This window comes from Mesorhizobium sp. M7A.F.Ca.MR.245.00.0.0, assembly GCF_003997415.1.
Lineage (GTDB): Bacteria > Pseudomonadota > Alphaproteobacteria > Rhizobiales > Rhizobiaceae > Mesorhizobium.
The window spans coordinates 26,392-38,437 of record NZ_RZTE01000022.1; the positions used below are offsets into that span (position 1 = coordinate 26,392).

Below are 12,046 nucleotides of genomic sequence, written 5' to 3' on the forward strand. Positions count from 1 at the left end.
GCGCCGCCGCGCGGGCGGACAAGTCCATCGGCCGCGCGGCATAGGTCCGCGCTTCCGGCTCATAGCCCGGCTTGACCCCGTCATAGCCCGGCTTGACCCCGTCATAGCCCGGCTTGACCCCGTCATATGCCGGCTTGAGGCTGTCATAGCCCGGCTTGAAGCCCGCGGCATAGGAGTCATCATCGTAAGACGCGCTGGCCACATTGCTCGTGGGAACAGGAGCGACCTCCACCGCGTTCATCTCGGAGAGAAGGCTGGAGAACTCCGCATCGAGATCGTCGTAGCCAGACGACGCCGGCTGGTCTTCCTCGAAGTGCAGTTCGGGAATATCGAGATCGTCGGCCAGCGCGACGACACGCTCGGGTACATCGACCGTTTCGACGTCGGGCATGTCTTCGTAATGCGCAGGCTGGCGCGATTGGGGCGCCGACACCGGGGCAGCGGGAGCCACCGCCTCGACCGGCTCGGACGAACGGTAGGACGTCATGGCGGCGACTGCCGGCGCGGCGGCCACGGATGCCACCGAAGCGGCCGGCTGAGCAAACGCAGGCTGAGCACTGAATGACGGCTGCTGCGGAACCGGCGTCACGCGGCTCCACGAACGCGTCGGCTCTGCCGGTTGGGAACGCTCCGCAAGCCAATCGAGAGAATCCGCCGAATTGTCCCGGTCAGCGGCTTCGTCACGCGGATCAAAATCCTTGGGCAAAGCCGCGTCGAACGCATCATCGTCGAAATCGACATCGGCAGCCGTGTGCCAAGTCGTATCCTGGAGTTCATCAAGCATAAGGTCGTCAATATCCGCATCGGCCGCTTGGGCCGTGCCAACATGCCGGTCCTGCTCAGGCGCGGGTTCGTCAAGATCCCAGTCGAGGTCGCCGACAAGATCGGCCGGTTCCTCGGCGGGCTCGGCAACAGGCGGCAGGGCGGCGACAGCCGGCTGAGCCGTGACGGGCTCACTGGCCACCGGCGCCGTGCGCGCCGTCATGGCACCCAGCAGCGCATTCAACTCGTCTTCCAGGCTCCGTTCGTCCGCGGCCGGGGCATGCGCCGCCGGCGCAACATGAGCCTCTGGCGCCGCCGGCTGGACCGTAGCGGCAGCAACCTCGGCGACCGGCTCTTCGGCCGTTTCGGCAAACGCGTCGTCCAAACTTAGGTCGAAAGCATCGTCCGACATGCCTTCAGGGATGGGAATATCGCCGTTCGCGTCAGTGATATCGACAAGCGCATCATGCGCGTGCGGCTCGTCGAAGGCATTCGGCTCATCCGCGCGAACGTCGAAATCCATGTCGACATCAGCCATCGCGTCGTCGAAATGGCCGGCAAAGCTCTCATCGGAGATTGCATGCCCGTCACGCGCCGCCTGCTCCGGCATGGGATACTCGACGGGCTCGGCGGCCATGAATGACTGTTCGGCCGCCGAATGGTCGTCGAGCACCAGCTCGTCTTCAAGCGAGACTGCCACCGCATCGTCGAATTCGTCATCGGAGGCAACTGGCTCGATAGAAGCAGGCGTGTCGGCAACGGCGTACTGGGCCTCTTCAGCGTACTGGGCCTCTTCGGCTTCCTCATCGATCCGGAGATCCTGGTCGAGCGAAATGGCCAGCTCGTCCGCCATCGAATGATCGTCCTCGAAGGGAGAGACGTCCTCAAGCGAACCGGCGACGGCATCGTCAAAATCAGATGCGAAAGCCGGCTCGACGGACGGCGCCGCTTCAGCTGCGACCGCATGGCTGGCGCCGGCGACGTGATCGTCTATCTCAGCCATGTCCAGTTGGAAATCGTCGTCGAGCGACACCGAAAGCTCATCGTCCATCGCGCTGGCGTCAGCCGCTTCGAATGCCGGCTCATGCACGAAGGTCGGCTCATGAGCCTGAACAACCGGAGCGGCGTCGCTGTCGTCAGCGCCGAACTCGCCCATCATTTCTTTCTCGAGATCGATATCGAAATCGCCCTCTTCGAGCCCGTGATCGGCGGCTGGGGCCTGCGGCTGGGCGGGCGATTGCGGCCTGACCGGCTGGCGCGGGTCGAATCCCATGATCCTGGTCAGTTCCGCGAACGGATCATCGTCAGCGATGTCGTTGTTGTCGGCTACTCTCAGCTGGGTTCTGTCTGCCATTATTGTTCCCGAACTCGCACTCATTCGGACGCCATGGACGTCGCGTAGGGTTGGCCCTTACCAGCGCAATGTGGGCAAAAGGTGACAGGTTATTTAGTCAAACCTAACGCATTTCGGTGGGCGCGGCGGCTCCGATCAACGTCAGGCCGGACGTCAAAACGTCCGAAACAGCCTGCACCAGCCCTAGTCTGGCATGCGTCAATTGTCGGTCGTTAACCTTAACAAAACGTAAGTCCGGATTATCCGTGCCACGGTTCCAGTGTCCGTGGAAGCTGGAAGCCAGATCATAGAGGTAAAATGCCAGCCGATGCGGCTCGAGCGCAAGGGCGGCGGACTCGATCAGCCGCGGGTATTCGGCAAGCTTGCGGATCAGGCCGATCTCGCCCTCGTCGGTCAGCAATGCCGCGGCCGACGCCAGGCTGTTGCGGTCGAAATTGGCTTCGCCCAGTTGCTCGCTCGCCTGCCGGAACACCGAATGACAGCGCGCCGAGGCGTACTGGACATAGAACACCGGATTGTCCTTGGACTGCTCGGTCACCTTGGCGAAATCGAAATCCAGCGGCGCATCGTTCTTGCGGTAGAGCATCATGAAGCGGATCGCGTCGCGGCCGACCTCCTCCACCACTTCGCGCAGCGTCACGAAATCGCCCGACCGCTTCGACATGCGCACCGGTTCGCCCTCGCGAAACAGCTTGACCAGATTGCACAGCAGGACAGTGAGCTTCACCTCGTCGCCGGCAATCGCCCGCGCCAGGGCCTCCAGCCGCTTTACGTAGCCGCCATGGTCGGCGCCGAGCACATAGATCAGGTCGACGAAGCCGCGATCGACCTTATCCTTTAGATAGGCGACGTCGCCTGCGAAATAGGTGAACGAGCCATCGGACTTGACCAGCGCCCGGTCCATGTCGTCGCCGACCGCGGTCGAGCGGAACAGCGTCTGCTCGCGGTCCTCCCAATCGTCGGGTTTCTCGCCCTTGGGCGGCGGCAGCTTGCCCTTGTAGATATGGCCCTTCAGCGTCAAATCGTTGATCGCCGAGCGGATCTTCCTGGCATTGTCGGCATGCAGCGTGCGCTCGGAGAAGAACACGTCGTGATGCACGTTGAGCATCGCCAGGTCCTCGCGGATCATCGCCATCATCGCATCGATGGTGCGATCCTTGACGATGGCGAGCGCCTCGTCATCGGGCATCTGCAGAAGCGAGCGGCCGTATTCCGCGACCAGCGCCTGGCCGACGGGCACCAGGTAATCGCCGGGATAGAGACCGGCGGGTATTTCGCCGATATCGTCGCCCAGCGCTTCGCGGTAGCGCAGGAATGCGGAACGGCCGAGCACGTCGATCTGCGAGCCGGCGTCGTTAATGACATATTCCTTGGTCACGTCGTAGCCGGCGAAGGCCATCAGATTGGCAAGCGCGTCGCCGACGACAGCACCCCGGCAATGGCCGACATGCATCGGCCCGGTCGGATTGGCCGAGACATATTCGACATTGGTCTTCCTGCCGCCGCCAACCGTCGAGCGGCCATAGCTGCGGCCCTCGCCGAGCAGTGCGGTCAGATGTGCCTGCCAGAAGCCGTCCTTCAGCCTGAGATTGACGAAACCGGGCCCGGCCACTTCCGTCGCCGCGACATCCTTGTCGTCACGCAGCGCCTGCGCCAGTCTTTCGGCCAGCGCGCGCGGGTTCTGGCCGGTCGGCTTGGCCAGCACCATCGCCGCATTGGTCGCCAGGTCGCCGTGGCTGGCGTCGCGCGGCGGCTCGACGGCAATGCGCGACAGGTCAGGCGAAACGCCGTCTTTGTCTTTCAGATCAAGCGCTTCGACGGCTTTTATGATTCGCGCGGTGAAATCGGCGAAGATGTTCATTTGTGTGACTCTGGGGTCTGGCTCTGGCGGCTTTGCAGCGAATCCGGCTCGTTGGCCGGCAAAATCGAGCCCGCCCTAGCCCAATTCAGGCGTATGGTCAAACAAACGCCGGTGTTCCTTGAGCGCGTAGGTGTCGGTCATACCCGCCAGGAAGTCGGCGACGCTGCGCGCCTTGATGCGGTCGTCGGCCCGATCCAGCCCCTCGCGCCAGCCGTCCGGCATGGCGCGCGGATCGGCGAAATAGGCGTCGAACAGATTTTTGACGATCTGCTCGGCGTCCGCGCGCACCCGCATGACCTCCGCGTGCCGGTAGAGGTGCTTGTACAGGAAGGCCTTCAGTTCTTTCTCCAAGGCAGCCATTTCGGCCGAGAATACCACCATCGTCTCGCCAGCTGCCCTCACCGCATCGGCGCTCCGCGGCCTGATGCGATCGAGATTGGCGGTCGTGGACTTGATCACGTCCTCGACCATGGCGGTTATCTGCCGCCGCATCAGCTCGTGGCCGGTGCGCACATCATCGAGGGAGTGATAACGTGAGCGAACGCCTTTCAGGATCGTTCCCGGCAGCGAAACCTCCTCCAGCATGTCCAGCGTCAGCAGCCCTGCCCTCAAACCGTCATCGATGTCATGCGTGTTGTAGGCGATATCGTCGGCGATCGCCGCGCACTGCGCCTCGATGCCGGCGAACCGGTCGAGTTCGAGATCGTGCAGTTCAGAGTAATCACGGATCGCCTGCGGCACCGGCCCTTTCAGACCCTTGCCGTTGGCGTCCGTCAGCGGCCCGTTGTGCTTGACCAGGCCTTCCAGCGTTTCCCAGGTCAGGTTCAGCCCATCGAACTCGGCGTAGCGCGCCTCCAGCCTCGTCACGATGCGCAGCGATTGCGCGTTGTGGTCGAAGCCGCCCCAGGTAACCATCTTCTCGTTCAGCGCGTCCTCGCCGGTGTGGCCGAAGGGCGTGTGGCCGAAATCATGCACCAGCGCCACCGCCTCGGCCAGATCCTCGTCGCCGCGCAGCGCCCGTGCCAGGGCGCGCGCGATCTGCGCCACTTCGATCGAATGGGTCAGCCGGGTGCGATAATGGTCGCCTTCATGCGCGATGAAGACCTGCGTCTTGTGCTTGAGCCGCCGGAACGCCGTCGAATGGATGATGCGGTCACGGTCACGCTGGAATGGCGTGCGCGTCGGGCTTTCCACCTCGTCGAACAGCCGTCCGCGCGACTTTGCCGGATCGCAGGCATAGGCGGCGCGCGGCCGATAGCCGAATCCGATGTCGCCCAACTCGTTGGTCATGGCTGATGCTGCCGCAATTGACTTAGCCAGGTTGACTTGGCCCCTCGCGCTTCATACCTATCATGTGAAACCGAAAGCAAGGTGACGCCCATGGGCGCTGATGCCAAGACTGCCATGAAAGTCGATGTGACCGAGGCTGCCGCCAGGCGGATCGCCAGGATTGTCTCGAACGAGGCCGGCAAGACGGCGCTGCGCGTGTCGGTCGAAGGCGGCGGCTGCTCAGGCTTCTCCTACAAGTTCGATCTGGTCGATACGCGCAATGACGACGACGTCGCCATCGAGAAGGACGGCGCCACCGTGCTGATCGATGACCTGTCGCTGGTCTATATGGGCGGCTCTGTGATCGATTTCGTCGACGATCTGATGGGCCAGTCGTTCCAGATCCGCAACCCGAACGCCGTCGCCTCCTGCGGCTGCGGCACGAGTTTCTCCATATAGAATGCCTGCCATTGGTGCGATCCGTCAGATCGCGCTGTCGGCTGGCCGTGATCTCGACACCACGCTGGCTTTCTGGCGCGACGTGCTCGGCATGGCGGTTCATGCGCGCTTCGATCCGCCGGGCATCGCCTTCATCATGGCCGGCGATATCAGGCTGCTGTTCACTGACGGCATACCGGCCGGAACCGTCTATCTCGACATATCCGGCCTCGATGACTTCCATGCCTCTGCGGTCGCGGCAGGCGTACCCTTCACCGCGCCGCCAACACTTGTCCATCGCGACACGGAGGGCCAGTTCGGTCCAGCGGGGGAAAGCGAATGGATGGCCTTCCTAAAGGACCCGGCTGGCAATACGATTGGCCTCGTCGAACGCCATCCGCCGCAAGAATCCAACTGAACAGCATCGAGACCGCCATGAAAATCGTCACCTGGAACATCAACGGTGTCCGCGCCCGCATTGGCAATCTCACCCATTGGCTGACCGAGAGCGCACCCGACATCGTCTGCCTGCAGGAGATCAAGACCGTCGACGAGCAATTCCCGCGCGCCGAGATCGAGGCGCTTGGCTACAATGTCGAAACCCATGGCCAAAAGGGTTTCAACGGCGTCGCCCTGTTGTCGAAGCTGCGCTTCGACGAAGTCATCCGGGGCCTGCCCGGCGACGATGCCGATGAACAGGCGCGTTTCATCGAAGGCGTTTTCTCAACCGACAAGGGTGCCTTGCGCGTCGCCTCGCTCTATCTGCCGAACGGCAATCCAATCGATGACGAGAAGAAGTTTCCTTACAAGCTGTCCTGGATGGCGCGGCTGGAGCGCTGGGCCGAAGAACGGCTGAGACTTGAGGAGGCCCTGGTGCTCGCCGGCGACTACAACGTGATTCCCGAGCGGATCGACGCGCGGTTTCCGGAGAACTGGCTGGGCGACGCGCTGTTCCAGCCGCAGACGCGACAAGCCTTCCGCCGGCTGCTCAACCTTGGTTTCACCGAGGCGGTGCGCGCGGTCACCGACGCGCACGACACCTACACGTTCTGGGACTATCAGGCCGGCGCCTGGCAGAAGAACAACGGCATCCGCATCGACCACCTGCTTTTGTCGCCGGAAGCCGCCAACCGGTTTTCTTCCGCGTCGATCGAAAAGCACGTGCGCGCCTGGGAAAAACCGTCCGATCACGTCCCCGTGGCGATCGATCTCGCGCTTCAGCCGGCCTGAGAGAACCCTCGCCGGGCACGCAGGCGCTGGACCTCATATCGCCACATTTCGCGCCGTTCATTGCGGTCCAGCATGGCGGCTGGGGTTCCATGAGCGCACGATTTCATCTTTGTCCGATCGGCCTGGCATTTGCCATGGCCGCTCCCGGTGCGGCATTTGCCGACCAGGAATGCCTGGCCAATGGAAAATCCTACCAGCTTGGCCAGGTCGCCTGCCTGACGGTGGCCGAGCAGAGCCATCTGGCCCGCTGCGACATGGTGCTCAACAACACATCATGGACGAAGATCGGGGATAGCTGCCCGGAAAACACCGTGGCGCCACACCCCCATGTCACGCCGATCTCGATGCCGGCGCCCAGCATGGTGCCGACGGAGCCGATCGAGAACTGATCGCGATCGAAAATCGAGTGCTGCTGGTGAAGCTGACGCAGCCGCGAGACTACTGGTCCGCGTTGTTGCCCTTGGTGAGGATATCATCGGCCAGCGAGATTGCGGTGCGGCGGTCGGCCTCGCCGGCGGTGGCGAATGCCTCTTCCTGCATGCCGCGGATCCAGGGCTGGTCAGCCGGCGAAGCGCGTTCGAGCGCTGCCGTCATCATCGCCAGGCCGCGAACGATCTTGCCGCTCTGGAACAACAAATGGCCCAGTGTCGCCTGGGCGCCGGCATGGCCTTTCTCGGCGGCGAGTTGGAACCAGCGCCCGGCCTGCTTGACACTGGCCTTCACGCCGCCCTCGCCCTTCAAGAACATCTGCCCCATCTCGAACTGCGCGTTCGGATTGCGGTAGTTGGCGGCGGCGCGCATGTAATATTCCTGGGCCGCCACCTCGTTCTCGGCGACCGGGCTGCCGGGAATGCCCGTGCGCAAATAGTCGCCAAGCGCCACCAGCGCGTCGGAGACATAGCTTTCCTCAGGCGAGCCGGGCTCGACGTCCTGGTCGACGATCTCGGAGAAGAACTTGAACGCCTCATAGTCGTCGCGCGCCACGCCATCGCCCTCGGCATACATGCGGGCAAGCTTCCAGGTGGCACCGATCTGGCCGTTTTCGGCAGCGTATTTATAGGCCTCGGCAGCCTGTTCCTTGTGGCCGTTCTTGTAGGCGGAGAAGCCGAACTGGAAGACCGCCCAGGGGCTGGATTGCGGCTTCACCCCGGTCTTGTCGTCGAACACCTTGTCGTCGAAGGCCATGGCCTGGCCCACGGCGCCAAAGGTCGCGCCAAATGTGGCGGCCACGACCAGTGCCGAAAAGACAGACGACCTCAACAACTCAGATGTCCGCATAACAGTGTGTTTCTTTCGCACCGCCCGGATGGGTCACCGCGCCATCGCGCGCCGGCCCTACCGTCTGTGCATATTTCCATATCGCGCCCGACTGATAGTCGGTCGCGCGCGCCTTCCACGTCTTTGCCCTCGCCGCCAGTTCGCTATCGGACAACGCCACGTCGATCGTGCCGCTCACCGCGTCGATCGAGATCACGTCACCATCCCTGAGCAGTCCGATCGGGCCGCCCACGGCTGCCTCGGGGCCGACATGGCCGATGCAGAAACCGCGCGTCGCGCCCGAGAAGCGCCCGTCGGTGATCAGCGCCACCTTGCCGCCCATGCCCTGGCCGTATAGCGCTGCCGTCGTCGACAGCATCTCGCGCATGCCGGGGCCGCCGCGCGGCCCTTCGTAGCGGATGACGAGAACCTCGCCTTCCCTGTAGTTGCGATGCGTCACCGCCTCGAAACATTCCTCTTCCGAATCGAAGCAGCGTGCTGGGCCGGAGAACTTCAACTCCGCCATGCCCGCGACCTTCACGATCGCGCCTTCGGGGGCAAGGTTTCCCTTCAAGCCCACGACACCGCCGGTTTGGGTAATGGGTGTGTTGGCCGGGCGGACCACATCCTGATGCTCATTCCAGACAACGTGCTGCATGTTTTCGGCCAAAGTGCGGCCAGTCACGGTCATGCAGTCGCCATGCAGATAGCCGTGGTCGAGCAGCGTCTTCATCAGCAGCGGAATGCCGCCGGCCTCGAACATGTCCTTGGCGACATATTTGCCGCCCGGCTTGAGGTCGGCGATGTAAGGCGTCTTCTCGAAGATCTTGGCCACGTCGAACAGGTCGAATTTGATGCCGGCCTCGTGGGCGATCGCCGGCAGATGCAGTGCCGCGTTGGTCGAACCGCCGGTGGCCGAGACCACGGTCGCCGCATTCTCCAGCGCCTTCAGAGTGACGATGTCGCGGGGCCGGATATTTTTCGCGATCAGCTCCATGATCTTTTCGCCGGAGGCGAAATTGAACCGGTCGCGCATTTCATAGGGTGCCGGCGCGCCGCAGGAATAGGGCAGCGCCAAGCCGATCGCCTCGGCGACGGTGGCCATGGTGTTGGCGGTGAACTGGGCGCCGCAGGAGCCGGCAGACGGGCAGGCCGCCTGCTCGATTTCGAGAAGTTCGGCATCATCGATGGTGCCTACCGAGTGCTGGCCAACCGCCTCGAACACATCCTGCACGGTGATCTGGCGGCCGCGATAGCTGCCGGGCAGGATCGAACCGCCATAGATGAAGATCGACGGCACGTTGAGCCGCACCATGGCCATCATCATGCCGGGCAGCGACTTGTCGCAGCCGGCCAGCCCGACCAGCGCATCGTAGCAATGGCCGCGCATGGTGAGTTCGACCGAATCGGCGATGACCTCGCGCGACACCAGCGACGACTTCATGCCCTGGTGACCCATGGCGATGCCGTCGGTGACGGTGATGGTGCAGAATTCGCGCGGCGTGCCGCTAGCGGACGCGACGCCCTTCTTGACCACCTGCGCCTGACGCATCAGCGAGATGTTGCAGGGCGCCGCCTCGTTCCAGCAGGAGGCGACCCCGACCAGCGGCTGCGCAATCTCGGCCGCCGACAAACCCATGGCATAGAGATAGGAACGATGCGGCGCACGCGCCGGACCGACGGTCACATAGCGGCTAGGGAGCTTAGCCTTGGAGATGACTTTGGCGTCCATATTCTTCCTTGCCCCATCTTCCCTGCAAATGGGGCGGAGCGGCTGCCCCCTCGCCGAGCCTTTTGGCGCGTGTCCCGAGACCAGATCGAGGTGCGCCGGGTTTATGGCGGGAAATAGGCAATTTCCTCAGCCCGGCTTCCAGCGCAGGGGTTGCTCAGAAAGTGTTGCCAAAACATCACAATAGCAGGAGGCGCAGGCGGTGCGAATTATATGAAATGCAGCTTATACTGATGGCGCGCAGGCAAGGCCCGCCCAAATGAAAAAGGCCGGGTATTGCCCCGGCCTTTTTGTAAAACTCTCAAAGGGTTAGAACTTGATCTTGATACCGCCAGAAATTGCCGTGACCAGATCGTTGCCGAAGTCATAGCTGTCATCGGTGCCGGCGATGTAGCCGTTCTCGCCAGCCAACTCCCCTGAATGGCCGCTGGTCAGCACACCGACCGCACCTGCCAGACGAACCTCGATGTTCGGCCTGGGCGTATAGGCAACGCCACCACCCAGCGTCCAGGTATCGGTCTGTGCACCATAGCCATGCGACGTGCCACGATCCCAGGAAAGCTGCCCAGCGGCACTCCACTGATCATTGAACTTGTGACCGATACCGCCCGTGACAGTCCAGCCGTCACGATACATCAGGTCGAGTGAAGTCAGTTGGCCCAGACCATTCGTTACGCAGAATGAGGAGGGTGTACCCTGGGCACAGATCGGAACGCTTTGCAGGACGCTCCAATTGACCCACTTGATCGAACCGAAAGCGAGCCAGCCAGGTGCGATGCCCGACTGCAGTTTCAATTCGAGCGAATCCGGCATTGACTCCTCCGCACCGTAAATCGGTTGGGAGACGATGCCGCCGATGTTCAGAGTACCAGAGATATTGTCGAGCTTCACTTGTGAATTGTAGACAAGGCTGGCGCGCAGCGCGATATCTGGAATTTCATAGGCGACGCCCGCACGCCAGCCCCAGCCATCGGCCTCCAGATCGACACGACCGACCATCGTGCCTAAGCCGATATCTGTGTAGTTCTCCTTGAAGCCATAGATCTTCTGGTAGAAAACACCGCCTATAAACCGAAGCTGGCCCTTGCCGGCGTCCATCTTGTAGGAGCAGGTAGCTGCGTAGTTGTCGCTCTTGATGTCGGTTTCGATATTCGAAAACGCGCCATTCCACGCATTTCCCGGCGCGGTATGTGCACCCCAGGGCTGCGAATAGTCGACCATGCAATCGACGCCTTGAACAACCTGGACCTTGGCTCCAATGCGCGGAACCCAATAGCCTTCGGCTCCGTCGGCCGAGGTGCCCAAACCGAGATCGGCTCCGCCCGGACCGCGCGCATTCTTGTACTTGCGGTCCGGCATCACATAGGTCGCTTCCGCTTCGGTCGCGAACGGAGCCGGATCGAACAACAGGTCGATATCGTAGCCAGCACGCTCCAGGCCGCCGGCATGTGCCGGATTCATCGCCGTCCCGATCAAAGCCAGCGAAAAGCAGCCCGCCCCCAGCAGCGCCTTCAGTCGAAGAATAGTCATGAAATGTCCTCCCCGAATTCGAGTGCATCAAGCTAGAACCAATTCAGGTTAACGGCGCAACAACGAATTCGCGGGCGTACATGTACACATTGGCCAGGCGCATTTTCGAGGAAATGCAACCTAGTTCGGCAAAGCCGAAAAATGGTCTGTGAAGGCTGAGCGGCTCTCAAAAAACAGAGAGAACCATCCAAAAAGGCTCGAAAACAGGCCTTTTTTGGGCTCCAGGAGCCCCATTGTTACATTATGGCAACAATGGGGCTAAAACTTCCGTTTACGTCAATATAACGCAACGGCATGCAGATTTTCGACGCGAAAAACCAGCACTTTAGAGAGGGCTAAAATCTCGCGAATCTATCCTCAACCGGCGTCGCGAACCCTGGCCAACGCGACCGACAGCTTGTCCTGCGCATCGCGGTATTCAGCGAGCTTTTCACGCTCGGCATCGACGATCTCGGCCGGCGCGCTGGCGACGAACCTCTCGTTCGACAGCTTCTTGTGCAGCCGCGCGATCTCCTCGGTCACCTTGGCCAATTCCTTCTGCAGCCGTGCTGCCTCGGCGACAAGGTCGATCAGGCTGCCAAGCGGCAGGCAGATCGTCGCCTCGTTGAGCACGATC

General features: G+C 62.3%; 11 protein-coding genes and 1 pseudogene (1 of these 12 cut by a window edge). 5 read left to right on the forward strand and 7 right to left on the reverse strand.

What is annotated here, in order from left to right:
- Positions 1-1,795 (reverse strand): annotated as a pseudogene (locus EOB80_RS35430) (SPOR domain-containing protein); the annotation flags it as partial.
- Between EOB80_RS35430 and EOB80_RS35435 the strand changes: the two are divergent.
- The gene (locus EOB80_RS35435) at positions 1,745-2,164 is read left to right on the forward strand and encodes a hypothetical protein (protein WP_185929148.1); all 420 of its coding nucleotides are present in this window, start codon (positions 1,745-1,747) and stop codon (positions 2,162-2,164) included. The pseudogene EOB80_RS35430 and the gene EOB80_RS35435 sit on opposite strands and share 51 nt — an antisense overlap.
- 55 nt (positions 2,165-2,219) lie before the next feature.
- Here the strand turns inward: EOB80_RS35435 and argS are convergent, their stop codons facing one another.
- Together argS and EOB80_RS21255 are read right to left on the reverse strand one after the other, a co-directional pair.
- Positions 2,220-3,977 carry an arginine--tRNA ligase gene (gene argS, locus EOB80_RS21250; protein WP_127329511.1) on the reverse strand — a complete coding sequence of 586 codons (1,758 nt, stop codon included), beginning with the start codon at positions 3,975-3,977 and terminating at the stop codon, positions 2,220-2,222.
- A 75-nt stretch (positions 3,978-4,052) separates the two neighbouring features.
- Positions 4,053-5,267, reverse strand: coding sequence for a deoxyguanosinetriphosphate triphosphohydrolase (locus EOB80_RS21255; protein WP_127329513.1), 1,215 nt, complete (start codon positions 5,265-5,267; stop codon positions 4,053-4,055).
- A 90-nt stretch (positions 5,268-5,357) separates the two neighbouring features.
- Here EOB80_RS21255 and erpA point away from each other — a divergent pair, with 90 nt between their 5' ends.
- The 4 genes from erpA (at position 5,358) to EOB80_RS21275 (ending at position 7,303) form a co-directional block, all read left to right on the forward strand.
- Complete coding sequence (gene erpA / locus EOB80_RS21260) at positions 5,358-5,705, forward strand: iron-sulfur cluster insertion protein ErpA (RefSeq protein WP_127329515.1); 348 nt, start codon at positions 5,358-5,360, stop codon at positions 5,703-5,705.
- A 1-nt stretch (position 5,706) separates the two neighbouring features.
- Positions 5,707-6,102 (forward strand): VOC family protein, encoded by a 396-nt coding sequence (locus tag EOB80_RS21265; protein WP_127329517.1) that lies wholly within the window; start codon positions 5,707-5,709, stop codon positions 6,100-6,102.
- Between the two features lie 17 nt (positions 6,103-6,119).
- On the forward strand, positions 6,120-6,914 hold the full coding sequence (gene xth / locus EOB80_RS21270; protein WP_127270660.1) for an exodeoxyribonuclease III: 795 nt from the start codon (positions 6,120-6,122) through the stop codon (positions 6,912-6,914).
- 89 nt (positions 6,915-7,003) lie between these two features.
- Complete coding sequence (locus tag EOB80_RS21275) at positions 7,004-7,303, forward strand: hypothetical protein (RefSeq protein ID WP_127329519.1); 300 nt, start codon at positions 7,004-7,006, stop codon at positions 7,301-7,303.
- 49 nt (positions 7,304-7,352) lie between these two features.
- Here EOB80_RS21275 and EOB80_RS21280 read toward each other — a convergent pair whose 3' ends face one another.
- From EOB80_RS21280 to EOB80_RS21295, 4 genes are all read right to left on the reverse strand, one after another.
- A complete protein-coding gene (locus EOB80_RS21280) occupies positions 7,353-8,192 on the reverse strand; it encodes a tetratricopeptide repeat protein (protein WP_127270686.1) in 840 nt (279 codons plus the stop codon).
- The gene (ilvD, locus tag EOB80_RS21285) at positions 8,179-9,903 is read right to left on the reverse strand and encodes a dihydroxy-acid dehydratase (RefSeq protein WP_127329521.1); all 1,725 of its coding nucleotides are present in this window, start codon (positions 9,901-9,903) and stop codon (positions 8,179-8,181) included. Before ilvD ends, EOB80_RS21280 begins: the two co-directional genes overlap by 14 nt.
- A 306-nt stretch (positions 9,904-10,209) precedes the next feature.
- Positions 10,210-11,430: an OmpP1/FadL family transporter gene (locus tag EOB80_RS21290; protein WP_127329523.1), complete on the reverse strand. Its 1,221-nt coding sequence runs from the start codon at positions 11,428-11,430 to the stop codon at positions 10,210-10,212.
- Between the two features lie 357 nt (positions 11,431-11,787).
- Positions 11,788-12,046, reverse strand: partial view of a valine--tRNA ligase gene (locus EOB80_RS21295; protein WP_127329525.1) — the 3' end only. It continues 2,531 nt past the right edge of the window; only the last 259 of its 2,790 coding nucleotides appear in the window; the start codon falls outside the window, past its right edge — the gene reads right to left on this strand; its stop codon occupies positions 11,788-11,790.